Origin of the sequence: Plantibacter sp. CFBP 8804 (genome assembly GCF_014841225.1) — a bacterium.
Taxonomy (GTDB): Bacteria; Actinomycetota; Actinomycetes; order Actinomycetales; family Microbacteriaceae; genus Plantibacter; species Plantibacter auratus.
Genome location: NZ_JACYTU010000001.1, coordinates 601,690 through 616,726 on the forward strand (window position 1 = coordinate 601,690; position 15,037 = coordinate 616,726).

Here is a 15,037-nt window from a genome sequence, read left to right on the forward strand (position 1 = left end):
GCCGCGTACCGGGACTCGATCGCTTCGGCGGCCGCCGGATCGATCTCGCTCCCCTCGAGGAAGTCGTCGATCTGCTGGTAGCTGAGCCCGAGGTTCTCCTCGTCGGTCTGGCCGGGGGTGCCGTCGAGGAGATCGGCGGTCGGGGCCTTCAGGTACAGGCGTTCCGGAGCGTCGAGCGACTCCAGGAGCGCACGCCCCTGACGCTTCGTCAGGCCACTGAGCGGGAGCACGTCGGCCCCGCCGTCGCCGAACTTCGTGAAGAAGCCGGTGACCGCCTCGGCCGCGTGGTCCGTCCCGACCACCAGGAGCCCCTGCTGACCGGCGATCGCGTACTGCGCGACCATCCGTGCCCGCGCCTTCGCGTTGCCCTTGACGAAGTCGCTGAGGGGTTCGCCGGTCGCATCCGCGTACTCGGCTTCGAACCCGTCGACCGCACGCTGGATGTTGAACACGACGGAGTCGTCCGGGCGGATGAACGACAGCGCCAACTGGGCGTCGTCCTCGTCGTGCTGGACCGCGTACGGCAGACGGACGGCGACGAACCGGGCCTCGTCACCTTCGGCTCGGACCTCTTCCGCCGCGAGCTGGCACAGGCGCCCGGCGAGCGACGAGTCCTGTCCCCCGCTGATCCCGAGCACGAACCCCTTCGTGTGCGTCGCCCGCAGGTACGACTTCAGGAAATCGATCCGGGAACGGACCTCGGCCGCCGGGTCGATCGTGGGGCTGACATGGAGTTCCGCAATGATGCGGGCCTGGATCTCGCGCATGTCCCCAGGCTACTCGCTCACCGGAGGCGCACCCGGAACTCCGAGGCACTTGCAACACACCGGAAACACGGCTCGGTGGGCGAGGCGGGTCTCAGGCCCAGCCGAGCTCGTGCAGCCGCTCGTCGTCGATGCCGTAGAAGTGCGCGATCTCGTGGACCAGGGTGGTGTGGATCTCGTCGGCGAGCTCGTCGAGCGTCTCGCACGCCGCCAGATGCGGCTCGCGGTAGACGATGATCCGGTCGGGCATCTCACCGAATCCGTAGCGGTCGCGCTCCGTCAGGGCGACGCCGTCGTACAGCCCGAGCGTGTCGAGCGTGCCGTTCTCAGGGCGGTCCTCGACGACGAAGACGACGTTGTCGAGACCGTCGACCATCTCGTCGGGCAAGCGGTCGAGTTCGTCCACCACGAGGGCTTCGAACGCCTCGGTGTCCAGCTCCAACATGCCCGCTCCCCGGATACGACAGAAGCCGGAGGGATCCTCCGGCTTCTGTACGACATGGGGTGAGTAACGGGGCTTGAACCCGCGACCTCCTGGACCACAACCAGGCGCTCTGCCAACTGAGCTATACCCACCATGCGACCTGCTCCGCGGAGACCGCGTCACAAGCGACTGGACGAGTCTATTACATGTTTGGGGCGTACCGTGACACGACCGCTTCCGAAACCTGCTTCGCGTCGTCGGAGGACGGGCCGGGGAGGTCGACGAACAACGCTCCGCGGTAGTAGGCGAGCTCACGGATGGACTCGAGGATGTCCGCCAGCGCGCGGTGTCCGCCGTGCTTCGACGGGGCGTTGAAGTACACCCGCGGGTACCACCGACGGGCGAGTTCCTTGATGGAGGAGACGTCGACGTTGCGGTAGTGCAGGTGGGCGTCGAGCCGCGGCATGTACCGCGCGAGGAATCCTCGGTCGGTCCCGATGGTGTTCCCGGCCAGCGGTGCCTTCGACTCGTCGGGGACGAAGCGCTGGATGTACTCGATGACCTGGAACTCGGCGTCCGCGACGCTCACGCCGTTCGGGATCTCCTCGAGCAGCCCCGAGGTGCGGTGCATGTTCGTCACGAACTCACCCATGTTGTCGAGTGCCGACTGGTCGGGCTTGATCACGACGGAGTAACCCGGGTCGAGGATGTTCAGTTCGAAGTCGGTGATCACGACGGCGATCTCGACGAGTTCGTCGACCTCCAGCTCGAGTCCGGTCATCTCGCAGTCGATCCAGACCAGACGGTCCCCAGCTGTGCTCATGGGTCGAGTCTACTCAGCACGACCGACGCCGCCGGTTCCGTAGACTCGAGCGGTGATCATCGCCATCTCCGTCCTGCTGCTCGTCAACGGTGTCTACAACGTCGTCGTCTGGCCCCGCTTCCTCAAGCGCATCGTGGCCGACCCGCGCGCCCGCGACGATCAGGGACGTGCGACGACGTTCCTGCGCGTCCACGTCATCCTCATCAGCATCGCCCTCGTCCTCGCAGCCCTGTCGCTCGTCTTCGGAGTCCTCGGCCTCCTCGGCGTCGGCGCCTGACACACCGCTGCGGTATCCTGGACGACGCCCGCCTCCGTAGCTCAGGGGATAGAGCAGGAGCCTTCTAATCTCTTGGTCGCAGGTTCGAATCCTGCCGGGGGCACACCACCCTTCGACAAGCTCAGGGACCGGAACCCGAGTCCTGACCCTTCGACACGCTCAGGGACCGATGACCGGAAGCTGACCCTTCGACAAGCTCAGGGACCGAGATCGCGGTCGGTCGTCAGACGCGGAGCCAGGAGTTCCAGCGGCCCGCTTCGTCGCGCCGTAGGGCGTCGAGGACGAGCGCGAAGACCTGGTCCGCGGCGCCGGTCGCCTCGATGCGGAGACCCGCATCGAGGTCGGGCCGTTCCCGCTCGATGAAGGCGTCCTCCTGGAGGGTCCACTCGGCGAGCCAGTCGACGCCGTCACCGCGCCCGATGAGGCGGTCGGTGCGCTGGACCACCGGCGCGTCGAGCCACAGCACCGTGTCGGCGAGTATTCGCGACGCCCGCGACGACGACCCGCAGCCCTCGACGATGAGTGGACGGTCACTCGGCACGAGGTGCGCCTCCGCACGGGCGGACCGTTCCCAGTCCCAACGCCGCCACTCCCCCGCGCGCCGCTCGGAGAACGGTGTGAGGATCCACTCGACGAGGAGTCGAGCACCCTCGTCGAGCCCCTCCCACCCCGGATACAGGTCGTCCATGTGGACGACCGTGCTGGCCGTCAATGCGGACGCCACCGAGGAGGCGAGCGTCGTCTTCCCCGTGCCCGACCGTCCGTCGATGAGCAGGACCGGCGGAACCGCGCTCACTGGCCCACGACCCGGAACGTGCCGGCGAGGACCGCCGTGGACAGCGCGAAAGCCATGATCACGATCGTCACCAGGACGGCGACGACGTCAGCCCGGCCCAGGCGGGACGGTCTGGCCCAGGTGCGTTCGTTCGGTGCCCCGAACCCCCGCGCCTCCATCGCCGTCGCGAGTTTGCTCCCGCGGCGGATGGCGAACACCAGCAGCACGAACGCCATGGACGCGAACCGCCGGACCACTCCCCGGTCCCCCAGCCCACGGGCACGACGGGCGAGCGCGAGACTGCGCCAGTCGTCGATGAAGAGTCCGAGCATCCGCGCTCCAGCGAGGATCCCGAGCACGAACCGCGACGGCAGCTTCGCGATCTGGGACAAGCCGTCGGCCAGATCGGTCGGGTCCACCCGCGCGAAGAGCAGGATCGTCGGGAGACCGAGCGCCAACACGCGGATCGTCACGGCGACCGCCAGTTCGATCGAGTTGTCCGTCACGCGGACGAACCCGAGCGACAGGTACTCCGTCCCTCCCGGCTTCGCGTACAACAGCATGCTGATCCCGCCGATGGGCGCGAAGACGAGCACCGGCAGGGCCCGCTTCAGCAACGCGGTGAACCGCAGGCCGGAGAGCGGGAACAGCATCACTTCGAGCAGCACCGCCGTGCTCGCACTCACCCAGTCGATCGTCAGCAGCAACGGGACGGACAGGATGAGGACGGCCAGCACCTTCGTCACCGGATTCACCCGGTCGAGTGGCGGCCGATGGTGCAACACCGTCGAGCGCTCCGCTGCCGTGAGGCTCGTCATGCGGCCCGCCTCCCGAGTTCCAGCGGTTCGAGGAGGATGCGATGGTCGCCCAGATGTTCGACGACCCCCGCGTCATGCGTGACGGAGACGATCGTCGCGCCGCGCTCGAGCTCGTGCTGCAGCAGGCGGACGAGTGACAACCACGTGCGTCGATCCTGCCCGAACGTCGGTTCGTCGAGGACCATGACCGCCGGTCGGGCGGCGAGGACGGTGGCCACCGACAACCGGCGCTTCTGACCGCCCGAGAGGCTGAACGGGTTCGCCTCCGCAAGACGACCCAGACCGAGCGCCTCGAGGATCTCGGAGACCCGCTCGTCGATGGCGGTCCGGGACCAGCGGAGCGCCTGCAGGCCGACGCCAAGCTCGTTCCGCACGGTCGACGAGACGAACTGGTGCTCGGGATCTTGGAAGACCGTCCCGATGCGCGTGAGCAACTCGGTGGACTTCCAGCGGATCGGCCGGGATCCCAGCCTGCCGGCGAGCTGCGGAGCGGCGGTCACCGTCCCCGTGATCTCCGGCAGCAGTCCCGCCAGCGTGAGCGCGAGCGTGGACTTCCCCGCGCCGTTGGGGCCGACGATGACGGTCGCCGCACCCTCGGGCACCGCGAGCCCCAGGTGCTCCTGCACCGGCTGCTTCCGCGTTCGACCGATCGCCAGGTCGTCGGTCGTGATGACCGCCGCTGATGGGCCGGACACCGGACGAAGGGCCAACCCCAGCGGGATGCCCGGCACCCAGACGCCCGCATCGGCCAGGCGCTGCCCGACGTCGTCGAGGACGAGGTCGGGTGGTCCGTCGGCGAGGACACCGCCGTCGGCGTCGAGCACGACGACCCTGGTCATCAGCTCGCGCCAGACGTCGACGCGGTGTTCGATGACGACCAGGGTGGACGAACCGTCATCGACCAGCCGAGCGACGGCATCCCGCACCTCGGCCACCCCGGCCGGGTCGAGGTTCGCGGTCGGTTCGTCGAGCAGGAGGAGCGAGGGGTGCATGGCGAGTACGCCGGCAAGGGCCAGCCGCTGTTTCTGACCGCCGGACAGCGCCGAGGTCGAGTGGTCCAGCGGCAGGTCCAGTCCGACGGCCTCCAGCGAGGCGTCCACACGGCGCCAGATCTCCTCGCGTTCGACGCCGAGGTTCTCGCAGCCGAAGGCGACGTCGTCGCCGACCTTGGACAGGATCACCTGCGAGTCGGGATCCTGCAGCACGAGCCCGATGCGACCCCTCGCTCGTTCAGGCGGAACGCCGTCCACGAGGAGCGAGCCGTGGGATTCCCCCTCGTCCGCACCGCCGAGGACGCCGGCCAGGGCGTGGATCAGCGTCGACTTGCCGGCACCGGACGCCCCCAGGAGGAGGACCCGTTCGCCCGGTTCGATCACGAGGTCGAGGTCCCGCACCGCCCAGGCCTTCCGACCGGCATGACGCCACCCCCAGTCCCGCGCGACGACGCGCGCCGGACCGGTCGCAGCCGCTCCCGGCACGATCAGACCTCGCGCCGAGCGTCCCGCCCCGACGCGAACCGACTGAGCGCTCCGGTCGACGCGAGTGCCCTGACAAGTGCCCATCCGACGACACCGGCGAGGATCGCGCCCGAGACGAGCAGCGAACCGAGGTAGATCGCGTTGAACTCGACACCCTTCTCGAGGTTGCCCGACATCACGAGCTCGAGGAGCCACGCGCCGGCCCCGGCTCCGGCACCGGCGAGGATCGCCGGAACGAGGCCGAAGCGCTTGTACGCGAGCGCCGCGAACACCAGCTCAGCACCGAGGCCCTGAGCGAGGCCGGAGTACACCGTCGTGACACCCCATGCGTTGCCGATGAGGGCCGAGACGATCGCACCGATGGTCTCGACGAGGAGTGCTGCGCCGGGCTTCCGGATGATGAGTCCGCCGAGCACCCCGCCGAGGAGCCAGATCCCGACGGCGATCCCGCCGAAACCGGGCGTGACGGCGCTGGCACCCGCGTACCAGAGTGATCCGAGCGTGTTCCACGCCCAGAAGATGAGGCCCGTCGCGACGCCGAGCACGGCGACCACGACGATGTCGACGACCCTCCAGCGCAAGGTCCGCGACGCAGCGCGTTCAGAGGGTGAGATCTTGGTCGATGCTGACACGATACGTGCCCTTCCTGTAGACGGAAAAGAGCACGGGATAGCGAGAAATGGTCTCCCTGCGCTGGCATGATCCAGATCAGGTTCGACGGTCGAAGGCGAATACCTTCCTCTCAGCCCGGTTCACCGGACTCCCGTGGTGGCACGAGTCTAACCCCTGCCGTGCGCAGTCGCACGACAGGGGTTCGACGGGGAGGGCTACTTCTTGAGGGCCTTGATGAGGCCGGCCAGAGCCTTGCCGCTCACCCAGATGAACGGGATCGCGACGGCGATGAGCGAGATGAGGTTCGGGTCGAAACGGAGACCCTCGTCGGTCTTGATGTAGGCACCGACCGGGATCGAGACGCCACCGCCGCCGCCGCCGCTCGGGGCGTCGTCGCCGTCGCCCTCGGAGCCGCCGCCGAAGCCGTAGTACGTCAGCGCGACGGGCACGAGCTTCGTGCCGTCGACGTCCTGCTGCTCCCCGTAGGCTGCGGACACGCCGAGCCCCTTCGCCTGTTCTGCCAGCTTCTCCACGAGATTCGTCATACCGCGAGGCTACCGCTCGGTATCCGCCGGTCCAAGGGGTTGATCCGTGCTCCCAGCACCCTGCGAGTCTCCGCGACTGCCGAGTCCGCGACGTCTCGGCTTGCCGAGGAGGGAGGCGGGAGCGATCGCGAGATCGCCGAACCGGCTCGCGACCCGGTCGATCGTCTGCTCGGCTTCACGCCACTCCTCGTCCGGGTCCCAGAGCCCGGCACCGGCCTCATCGGCGGGGACGAGCTGGTCGACCTTCACCCCGACGAGGCGCACGAGGCGTCCGCCGCGATCGAGGTCGTCGAACAGCGACGCCGCCTCGTCGTAGACCCGACGCCCGACGTTCGTGGCCTCGCCGATGGTGCGCGACCGGGTGATGACGCTGAAGTCCGCATAGCGGACGCGGATGCTGATCGTCCGTCCGGCGTAGCCGCCCTTCCGGAGCCGGATCGCGACGAGGCCGGCGAGGTTCAGCAGCTCGCGCTTGAGGATGGTCGGGTCGGACACGTCCGTCGGGAAGGTCACCTCGTGGCTGACGCTCTTCTCGCGTCGTGCCAGCTCGATGCCGCGCGGATCGATCCCGTTCGCGAGCTCGAGGAGTCGGCGACCGGAGGCCTCACCGACCGCGCGCTGGAGCATCGACAGCGGGGTGGAGGCGAGCTGACCGATGGTCCGGATGCCCCGGTTCGTCAGCTGCTCCTCCGTCCGACCACCGACGCCCCATAGCGCACCGACCGGCAACGGATGGAGGAACGCCAAGGTCTCGTCGGCTGGTACGACCAGCAGACCATCGGGCTTCGACAGGCCGGAGGCGAGCTTCGCGACGTACTTCGTCGACGCCAGGCCGACCGAGCACGGCAGGCCGGTCGCGTCGAGGACCCGCTGCTTCACGAGCGCGGCGATCGTCCGCGGGCTCCCGAGCAACCGGACCGCACCGGAGACGTCGAGGAACGCCTCGTCGATGCTCAGCGGCTCGACGAGCGGCGTCACCGACTCGAAGACCTTCATCACCCGGTCGGAGTACTCGCGGTACCTGCCGTGGTGGGGCGGCAGCACGACGGCGCTCGGACAGAGGCGCATCGCCTGGGACACCGGCATCGCCGCGCGCACGCCGTACCGGCGAGCCTCGTAACTGGCGGAGGTGACGACCGACCGCCCCTCCTTGTTGCCGACGATGATCGGCAGACCGCGCAGCTCGGGCCGTTCCAAGAGCTCGACCGAGACGAAGAACGCGTCCATGTCGACGTGGAGGATGGGGGTACCGCTGTCGTCGGCATCGTGCGCCGAGACGCGACGAGACGCTCCATCCTGCCGACTCATGCCTCCATTGTCGCAGTCGCCTCCGACACGCTCTCCACAAGGGCCGAGGCGGGAGGGCCCGGCGACGCTAGGCTGTCCGGCGATGAGCACGCGAACGCGGACCGGGTCGGCCCCGGCGGTCCCAGACCTCTCCGGGCGGGACCTCGCCCTCGACCTCGTGCGCGTCGCGTGCGTCGTGACGGTCGTCATCGTCCACCTCCTGATGGTCGCGGTGGCGGTCGAGCCGGACGGCACGATCGGCATCTCCCGAGCGTTGGAGCAGCAGCCGTGGTTCGACACGGGTACCTGGTTCGGCCAGATCATGCCGCTGTTCTTCATCGTGGGCGGCTTCGCGACGATCACCGGCTGGCGCAGCACCGTCCGACGTGGTGGCGGGACCAGCGACTTCCTCCGGTCCCGGGTCTTCCGACTCGCGCTGCCGACGATCCCGGTCCTGCTCTTCCTCGCCGCGGGGCTGTGGCTCGCCGGGGCGCTCGGTGTCGACCCCGCCATCATCGAGGCCGTCGCCGCAGGCGTCGGGTCCCCGCTCTGGTTCCTAGCCGCCTACCTGCTCTGCCAGGCGGTCGCGCCCTTCCTCGCCACCTGGCACGACCGCCACCCCGTCCTGACCTGTGCGGCACTGCTGGCCGGCGTGATCCTCGTCGACGTCGTCCGGTACTCGACCGGTCTCCTGGGCATCGGTCTCGTCAACCTGGTGTTCGTCTGGCCGCTGCTGCAGCAGTTCGGGTTCTTCCTGGCCGACGGACGTCTCCGCTCCGTTCCGCGCCTCGTCCTCGTGGCCGTGGTGCTCCTCTCCTACGGTGCGCTCGTGCCGATCACGACCTGGCTGCCGTACTCGACCAGTATGCTCGGTAACCTCAACCCACCGACGCTCCCCCTCGTCGTCCTCGGCATCGGGCAGCTCGCCCTGCTCGCCCTGGTGCACCCGCTGCTCACCGCCGTCATGCGGACCCGCGCCGCGCGAGCGGTCGTCTTCCTCATCGGGTCCCGGCTGATGACGGTCTACCTCTGGCATCTCCCCCTGATCATCGCGGTCGCCGGTCTCCAGCTCGCCCTCGGCATCCCCTTCGCGGAACCGCTGAGCGCGGCATGGTGGTGGACCCGGCCGGTCGTGCTGCTCGTCGTCGCGGTCCTGCTCGCGGGCGTCGGCACACTCCTCGGCCGCGTCGAGCACCCTCGCAAGCTGCGCCTCGACCCGGAGCGCAAGCCGGCACACGTCGCCGTGTGGATCGCACTCACGAGCGCCTTCATCATGCCCTTCGCGGAGATCTCCCACCCGCTCACCGCCACCATGGCGGCTGCAGGTGCTGCCGGCTCGATCATCGCGGTCGTGCTCCTGAACCCGACCCGTCGGCCGGTCGAGCGCGTCGCGAGCGGATCAGACCAGGCCGTGGACCAGCGGCCGTAGCCATTCGCGGAAGGCCTCCCGGTCGTCCCGGAGCGACTCACTGACCACGATCGTGTCGGGCGCGACCACCCAGGCCCCCGGTCGGCAGATCGGGAGCACCTCGAGGTCCAACCGGAACGAGCTGGATTGTCGGCGCAACTCGAACTGGCGCTCGCGGATGAGTTCGTAGACGTCGGTGAGGCGGCTCGGCGACCGGCCTGCGAGCGCGCGCTCGTACTCCCGGATGCGAGCCGCCGCCCACCGGTGCGCCTCGTCGTACGCCCGGTAGGCGAGCTCCTGCAGATCGAGCGCTCGATCGAACACCTCGAAGTGTGGTGGACGGACCTCGGCCATGAAGAGGCGCGTGTCGCGACGGGCGATCCCGGTCCACCAGCCGTCGAACTGGACCGCGAGCGCGTTGAGGTCGAGGCCGGCGACGTCGACCCGCTCCAGCCCCGGCGTGACCGCGGGAAGCTGCGCGACGCATCGCTCCCCGAGCCCTGCCATGTCGCGGAACGCGAGCGCCAGCATGAGGGCCATCGGAGCGTCTTCCGTGACCTGCCACCGCATGGTGCCTTCGACCAGCATGGCGGAAGTGTATGCCGGGCCAGCAGTCGGCACCAGGGCTTCCCCTGGCCGACGACATCGGGCCCGTGCCGCCGTCGTCGACGGTGGTACGGGCCCGATGGTGCAGCAGAGGCCGCTACTGCGAGGCGCGCTCCAGGACGAGTTCGCGCACACGTGCCGCATCGGCCTGTCCGCGCATCGCCTTCATCACGGCGCCGATGACCGCGCCGGCGGCCTGGACCTTGCCGTCGCGGATCTTGGCGAGGACGTCCGGCTGAGCGGCCAGTGCCTCGTCGATGGCGGCGATCAGCGGCCCGTCGTCGGACACGAGCGCGAGACCGCGAGCGTCGATGACCTCCTGAGGAGTGCCCTCCCCGTCGATGACGCCCTCGAGCACCTGGCGCGCGAGCTTGTCGTTGAGTGTTCCGTCCTCGACGAGCGCAGCGAGTGCCGCGACGTGCTCGGGCGACACGAGGCTCGTCGCCTCGACGTCGCGCTGGTTCGCGATCCGCGAGATCTCGCCCGTCCACCACTTCCGTGCAGCTGCCGGAGCGGCACCGGCCTCGACGGTGGCCGTGATCTCGTTCAGCAGACCACCGTTCACGACGTCCTGGAACTCCAGGTCGGTGAAGCCCCACTCGCTCTTCAGCCGGCGACGACGGACAGCCGGCTGCTCGGGCAGGGCCGCTCGGAGTTCCTCGATGAGTTCGGGCGACGGCACGACCGGGAGCAGGTCGGGCTCCGGGAAGTACCGGTAGTCGTCAGCGTCGCTCTTGGGCCGGCCGGCGGACGTGGCACCGGTGTCCTCGTGCCAGTGCCGCGTCTCCTGGACGATGGATCCGCCGTCCTTGAGGATCGCGGCCTGCCGCTGGATCTCGTAGCGGACGGCGCGCTCGACGGAACGCAGGGAGTTGACGTTCTTCGTCTCGGTGCGCGTGCCGAGCTTCTCCTGGCCGCGCGGGCGCAGCGAGATGTTGGCGTCGCAGCGGAGGTTCCCGCGCTCCATCTTCGCGTCGGAGATGCCGAGCGCCACGACGATGTCGCGGATCGCGGAGACGTAGGCCTTCGCAATCTCGGGCGCCCGGTGCTCGGTGCCGTAGATCGGCTTCGTGACGATCTCGACGAGCGGCACACCCGCGCGGTTGTAGTCGACGAGCGAGTACTCGGCACCCTGGATACGGCCGGTGGAACCGCCGATGTGCGTGAGCTTGCCGGCGTCCTCCTCCATGTGCGCGCGCTCGATCGGCACCGTCACGATGGTCCCGTCGGCCAGCTCGACGTCGACCGAGCCCTCGAAGGCGATCGGCTCGTCGAACTGCGAGATCTGATAGTTCTTCGCGAGGTCGGGGTAGAAGTAGTTCTTCCGCGCGAACCGGCTCGAGGGTGCGATCGAGCAGCCGAGGGCGAGCCCGAGGCTGATCGAGTACCGCACCGCCTGCTCGTTCACGACCGGGAGCGACCCGGGCAGACCGAGGCAGACCGGCGAGATGTTCGTGTTCGGAGCGTCGCCGAAGCCGTTCGGCGCCGAGGAGAACATCTTCGTCTTGGTGTTCAGCTCGACGTGCACCTCGAAGCCGAGCACCGGCTCGTACAGTTCGAGGGCTTCTTCGTAGGAGAGGAGCTTGTCCTTGGCCATGGGTTACCGACCTCCGAGAGCGGGTGCCTGCGAGATGAGGGTGTGCCCCCACGTCGATTCGAGAAGCGCCTCGAGGGCGGCGCCGACCCGGTAGAGCCTGGCGTCCTCCCGTGCTGGCGCCATGAACTGGATGCCGACGGGCAGACCGTCTTCCGGGGCGAGACCGATCGGCACGCTGATGCCGGGCACGCCGGCGAGGTTCGCCGGGATGGTGGTGACGTCGTTCAGGTACATCGCCAGTGGGTCGTCGATACGCTCGCCCAGCTTGAACGCCGTCGTCGGGGCGCTCGGGCTCACGAGGACGTCGACCTGGTCGAACGCCGCCGCGAAGTCGCGCTGGATGAGCGTCCGGACCTTCTGGGCGCTGCCGTAGTAGGCGTCGTAGTAGCCCGCGCTGAGCGCGTACGTGCCGAGGATGATCCGTCGCTTCACCTCGGGACCGAAACCGGCCTCGCGCGTCGCGGACATGACCTGCTCGACCGTGCCGCCACCCTCGGGCGTGACCCGCATGCCGAAGCGCACCGAGTCGAACTTCGCGAGGTTGCTCGACGCTTCGGCGGGGAGGATGAGGTAGTAGGCGGCGACGGCGTACTCGAAGTTCGGAGCGGAGACCTCGACGATCTCGGCACCGTTCGCCTCGAGTACCGCGAGCGCCTCCTGGAAGCGGCTCTTCACGCCGGCCTGGAAGCCCTCACCGTTGAGCTCGGTGACGACGCCGACCCGGAGGCCGCGCAGCACGTCGCCGCGCGCGCCCTCGCGGGCCGCAGCGGCCATCGACGGCCAGGCGTCGCGGAGCGAGGTGGAGTCGAGGGCGTCGTGCCCGGCGATGACGTCGTGGAGGAGGCCCGAGTCGAGGACCGTGCGGCTGACCGGCCCGACCTGGTCGAGCGAGGAGGCGAGTGCGATCGCCCCGTAGCGGCTGACCGCGCCGTAGGTCGGCTTCACGCCGACCGTGCCGGTCACGTGCGCCGGCTGGCGGATGGACCCGCCGGTGTCGCTGCCGAGGGCGATGGGCGCCTCGAACGCGGCGACCGCGGCAGCGGAGCCACCGCCGGAACCGCCGGGGATGCGGTCGAGGTCCCACGGGTTGTGGGTCGGGCCGTATGCGGAGTGCTCCGTGCTCGAGCCCATGGCGAACTCGTCCATGTTCGTCTTGCCGAGCGGCACGAGACCGGCGGCACGCGACCGGGCGACGACGGTCGCGTCGAACGGTGACAGGTACCCCTCGAGGATCTTGCTCCCCGAGGTGGACGGCATGTCCGTCGTGACCAGCACGTCCTTGATGGCGAGCGGGACGCCCGCCAGCTCGCCGAGGTCCTCGCCCGCGGCCCGGCGTGCGTCGATGTCGGCGGCGACGTCGAGTGCGTGGTCCGACACGTGGAGGAAGGCGTGGACGTCGCCGTCGACCTGCGCGATGCGGTCGAGGTGCGCCTGGGTGGCTTCGACGCTGGAGACCTCGCCAGCGCGGAGCTTGCTCGACAGCTCGGCTGCCGTGAGACCGATCAACCCGCTCACTGCTCCTCCCCCAGGATCGCCGAGACCTTGAAGCGACCGTCGGCCGATTCCGGCGCGTTCTGCAGCGCCTGCTCCCGCGTGAGCGTGTTGCCGACGACGTCGTCGCGGTACACGTTCTCGAGCGGGATCGGGTGGCTCGTCGCCGGGACGTCAGGCGTGGCCACCTGCTGCACCTTCTGGATGTTGTCCACGATGGAGTCGAGCTCCGTCGTGAGGTGGGCGATCTCGTCCTGGCTCAGGGCGATTCGAGCGAGGTTCGCGAGATGCGCGACCTGCTCGGTAGTGATTTCCGACATGCGTCTCCCGTACGTGTAGCGGTGGCGGTCGCTCCAGTCTATTCGCCAGGGACGTGGTCGTCCGTCGGGCTCCGCCCCTACAGTGGGACGGTGACCCAGAACGACTCGAGCAGCCGTCCCCGTCCCCCGCACGAGCGTCCCTGGCTCGCGAGCTACGCCGCCGACGTGCCGGACGACATCCCCGAGCAGACCGGCAGCCTCGGCGATCTCGTCGAAGCCTCCGCCGCGAGCTACCCGGACGCCGTCGCGCTGGAGTTCTTCGGGTCGACCACCACCTACACGGAGCTCGAGGCGCTCATCGCCCGTGCCGCCGCCGGCCTGCGCGCACTCGGTGTCCGGGCGGGAGACCCCGTCGCCCTCATGCTCCCGAACTGCCCGCAGCACATCGTCGCGTTCTACGCGGTCCTCAGGCTGGGCGCCGTCGTCATCGAGCACAATCCGCTCTACACCCCCCAAGAGCTCCGCCACCAGTTCGAGGACCACCGCGCGACGTTCGCGATCGTCTGGGACAAGGTCGCCGAGCACCTGCAGGACTTCCCGGCCGATCTGGCGGTGCACTCGCTCGTGACGATCGACGTGACCCGGGCGATGCCGCTCCACATGCGTGCTGCTCTCCGTCTGCCCATCCCGAAGGCGAGAGCCTCACGGGCTCAGCTCACCGCGCCGGTCTCGGGCACCGTGCGGTGGGAGCAGCTCCTGACCTCGGGGCCGCTGCCGGCGAGCCACCCGAAGCCCGCGACCGACGCCCTCGCACTCATCCAGTACACGAGCGGGACGACGGGCTCGCCCAAGGGGGCCGCACTCACCCACGGCAACCTGCTCGCGAACGCGGCGCAGTCCCGCGCCTGGGTGCCCACGGTCAAGCGTGGGGAGGCCGTCGTCTACGCGGTGCTCCCGATGTTCCACGCATACGGCCTGACGCTCTGCCTGACGTTCGCCATGAGTATGGGCTCGCGCCTCGTCCTCTTCCCGAAGTTCGACCCGGCGCTCGTCCTCAAGGTCATGAAGAAGCGCCCGCCGACCTTCCTGCCCGCCGTCCCGCCCATCGCCGACCGACTCCTGACCGCGGCGACCGAGCAGGGCGTGTCACTGCAGGGCACCGAGATCGCCATCTCTGGCGCGATGCCGCTGCCGCACGACCTCGTCGTCCCGTTCGAAGCCGCGTCCGGCGGCTTCCTCGTCGAGGGCTACGGCCTCTCCGAGTGCTCCCCGGTCATCTCCGCGAACCCGGTCTCGACCGCGCGGAAGCCTGGGACCATCGGTCTCCCGCTGCCGAGCACCGAGGTGCGCGTCGTGGATCCCGACGACCCGGAGACCGATCGTCCGGCCGGCGAGGCGGGCGAGTTGCTCGTCCGTGGCCCGCAGGTCTTCCACGGCTACTACAACAAGCCCGAGGAGACCGCCGCCGTCCTGCTCCCGGGCGGTTGGTTCCGCACCGGTGACATCGTGTCCATCGACGAGGAGGGGTTCATGACCGTCGTCGACCGGATCAAAGAGCTCATCATCACCGGCGGGTTCAACGTGTCGCCGAGCGAGGTCGAGCAGGTGCTCCGCGGGCACGCGTCGGTCGCCGACGCCGCCGTCGTCGGGCTCCCCGATCCCCACTCGGGCGAGCAGGTCGTCGCGGCCGTCGTCGCGGCTCCCGGTGCCACCGTGGATCCGGATGCCCTCCGAGCCTGGGCGCGGGAGATCCTCACCCCGTACAAGGTGCCGAAGCGGGTCGTCGTCGTCGACGAACTCCCCAAGTCGCTCATCGGCAAGGTGCTGCGGCGCCAGGTCCGCGACGAGCTGCTGCAGGCCGACGCGGGCTGA

The 15,037-nt window shown here is 69.4% G+C and carries 16 protein-coding genes, 2 tRNA genes and 1 riboswitch; of the genes, 4 read left to right on the forward strand and 14 right to left on the reverse strand.

Going from position 1 to position 15,037, the window contains the following annotated elements:
- The 4 genes from nadE to orn form a co-directional block, all read right to left on the reverse strand.
- A partial coding sequence (gene nadE, locus IFU11_RS02810) for an ammonia-dependent NAD(+) synthetase (RefSeq protein ID WP_192018359.1) occupies positions 1 to 767 on the reverse strand: 767 nt, incomplete at its 3' end.
- A 91-nt stretch (positions 768 to 858) separates the two neighbouring features.
- Positions 859 to 1,209, reverse strand: coding sequence for a metallopeptidase family protein (locus IFU11_RS02815; protein WP_064295133.1), 351 nt, complete (start codon positions 1,207 to 1,209; stop codon positions 859 to 861).
- Positions 1,210 to 1,264: 55 nt separating this feature from the next.
- Positions 1,265 to 1,340, reverse strand: a tRNA-His gene (locus IFU11_RS02820).
- Between the two features lie 50 nt (positions 1,341 to 1,390).
- Entirely contained in the window at positions 1,391 to 2,011 is a 621-nt protein-coding gene (orn, locus tag IFU11_RS02825) for an oligoribonuclease (RefSeq protein ID WP_064295132.1), read from the reverse strand.
- Positions 2,012 to 2,063: 52 nt separating this feature from the next.
- Here orn and IFU11_RS02830 point away from each other — a divergent pair, with 52 nt between their 5' ends.
- Both IFU11_RS02830 and IFU11_RS02835 read left to right on the forward strand, forming a co-directional pair.
- Positions 2,064 to 2,288, forward strand: a complete 225-nt coding sequence (locus IFU11_RS02830; RefSeq protein ID WP_064295131.1) for an SCO4848 family membrane protein — start codon at positions 2,064 to 2,066, stop codon at positions 2,286 to 2,288.
- 30 nt (positions 2,289 to 2,318) lie between these two features.
- Positions 2,319 to 2,391 (forward strand) — tRNA-Arg (locus tag IFU11_RS02835).
- A gap of 120 nt (positions 2,392 to 2,511) precedes the next feature.
- Here the strand turns inward: IFU11_RS02835 and IFU11_RS02840 are convergent.
- The 6 genes from IFU11_RS02840 to dinB form a co-directional block, all read right to left on the reverse strand.
- A complete protein-coding gene (locus tag IFU11_RS02840; protein ID WP_192018110.1) occupies positions 2,512 to 3,084 on the reverse strand; it encodes a hypothetical protein in 573 nt (190 codons plus the stop codon).
- Positions 3,081 to 3,881, reverse strand: a complete 801-nt coding sequence (locus IFU11_RS02845) for an energy-coupling factor transporter transmembrane component T family protein (RefSeq protein WP_192018111.1) — start codon at positions 3,879 to 3,881, stop codon at positions 3,081 to 3,083. Before IFU11_RS02845 ends, IFU11_RS02840 begins: the two co-directional genes overlap by 4 nt.
- On the reverse strand, positions 3,878 to 5,359 hold the full coding sequence (locus IFU11_RS02850; RefSeq protein ID WP_371742707.1) for an ABC transporter ATP-binding protein: 1,482 nt from the start codon (positions 5,357 to 5,359) through the stop codon (positions 3,878 to 3,880). Before IFU11_RS02850 ends, IFU11_RS02845 begins: the two co-directional genes overlap by 4 nt.
- 2 nt (positions 5,360 to 5,361) lie before the next feature.
- Positions 5,362 to 5,991, reverse strand: a complete 630-nt coding sequence (locus tag IFU11_RS02855; RefSeq protein ID WP_086473536.1) for an ECF transporter S component — start codon at positions 5,989 to 5,991, stop codon at positions 5,362 to 5,364.
- A 36-nt stretch (positions 5,992 to 6,027) separates the two neighbouring features.
- Positions 6,028 to 6,136: riboswitch (TPP riboswitch) on the reverse strand.
- A gap of 50 nt (positions 6,137 to 6,186) precedes the next feature.
- Complete coding sequence (locus IFU11_RS02860; RefSeq protein WP_079705686.1) at positions 6,187 to 6,516, reverse strand: hypothetical protein; 330 nt, start codon at positions 6,514 to 6,516, stop codon at positions 6,187 to 6,189.
- A gap of 9 nt (positions 6,517 to 6,525) precedes the next feature.
- Entirely contained in the window at positions 6,526 to 7,824 is a 1,299-nt protein-coding gene (gene dinB / locus IFU11_RS02865) for a DNA polymerase IV (RefSeq protein WP_192018113.1), read from the reverse strand.
- Positions 7,825 to 7,906: 82 nt separating this feature from the next.
- Between dinB and IFU11_RS02870 the strand changes: the two genes are divergently transcribed.
- A complete protein-coding gene (locus IFU11_RS02870; protein WP_192018114.1) occupies positions 7,907 to 9,232 on the forward strand; it encodes an acyltransferase family protein in 1,326 nt (441 codons plus the stop codon).
- On the opposite strand, the gene IFU11_RS02875 is transcribed toward IFU11_RS02870, so the two are convergent.
- The 4 genes from IFU11_RS02875 to gatC form a co-directional block, all read right to left on the reverse strand.
- Complete coding sequence (locus IFU11_RS02875; protein WP_192018115.1) at positions 9,203 to 9,799, reverse strand: hypothetical protein; 597 nt, start codon at positions 9,797 to 9,799, stop codon at positions 9,203 to 9,205. The genes IFU11_RS02870 and IFU11_RS02875 overlap by 30 nt on opposite strands.
- A gap of 115 nt (positions 9,800 to 9,914) precedes the next feature.
- Positions 9,915 to 11,414, reverse strand: coding sequence for an Asp-tRNA(Asn)/Glu-tRNA(Gln) amidotransferase subunit GatB (gene gatB / locus IFU11_RS02880; RefSeq protein ID WP_064295122.1), 1,500 nt, complete (start codon positions 11,412 to 11,414; stop codon positions 9,915 to 9,917).
- Positions 11,415 to 11,417: 3 nt separating this feature from the next.
- Complete coding sequence (gene gatA, locus IFU11_RS02885; RefSeq protein WP_064295121.1) at positions 11,418 to 12,929, reverse strand: Asp-tRNA(Asn)/Glu-tRNA(Gln) amidotransferase subunit GatA; 1,512 nt, start codon at positions 12,927 to 12,929, stop codon at positions 11,418 to 11,420.
- Positions 12,926 to 13,225, reverse strand: a complete 300-nt coding sequence (gene gatC, locus IFU11_RS02890; protein WP_064295120.1) for an Asp-tRNA(Asn)/Glu-tRNA(Gln) amidotransferase subunit GatC — start codon at positions 13,223 to 13,225, stop codon at positions 12,926 to 12,928. The genes gatA and gatC overlap by 4 nt, the downstream gene beginning before the upstream one ends.
- Positions 13,226 to 13,315: 90 nt before the next feature.
- Between gatC and IFU11_RS02895 the strand changes: the two genes are divergently transcribed.
- Positions 13,316 to 15,037 carry a long-chain-fatty-acid--CoA ligase gene (locus tag IFU11_RS02895; RefSeq protein ID WP_240773595.1) on the forward strand — a complete coding sequence of 574 codons (1,722 nt, stop codon included), beginning with the start codon at positions 13,316 to 13,318 and terminating at the stop codon, positions 15,035 to 15,037.

Coding starts and splice junctions, on each gene's coding strand:
- dinB (WP_192018113.1), bottom strand. CDS start 7,824: ATGAGTCGGCAGGATGGAGCGTCTCGTCGCGTCTCGGCGCACGATGCC.
- gatC (WP_064295120.1), bottom strand. CDS start 13,225: ATGTCGGAAATCACTACCGAGCAGGTCGCGCATCTCGCGAACCTCGCT.
- gatB (WP_064295122.1), bottom strand. CDS start 11,414: ATGGCCAAGGACAAGCTCCTCTCCTACGAAGAAGCCCTCGAACTGTAC.
- IFU11_RS02875 (WP_192018115.1), bottom strand. CDS start 9,799: ATGCTGGTCGAAGGCACCATGCGGTGGCAGGTCACGGAAGACGCTCCG.
- IFU11_RS02845 (WP_192018111.1), bottom strand. CDS start 3,881: ATGACGAGCCTCACGGCAGCGGAGCGCTCGACGGTGTTGCACCATCGG.
- IFU11_RS02870 (WP_192018114.1), top strand. CDS start 7,907: ATGAGCACGCGAACGCGGACCGGGTCGGCCCCGGCGGTCCCAGACCTC.
- IFU11_RS02860 (WP_079705686.1), bottom strand. CDS start 6,516: ATGACGAATCTCGTGGAGAAGCTGGCAGAACAGGCGAAGGGGCTCGGC.
- IFU11_RS02815 (WP_064295133.1), bottom strand. CDS start 1,209: ATGTTGGAGCTGGACACCGAGGCGTTCGAAGCCCTCGTGGTGGACGAA.
- orn (WP_064295132.1), bottom strand. CDS start 2,011: ATGAGCACAGCTGGGGACCGTCTGGTCTGGATCGACTGCGAGATGACC.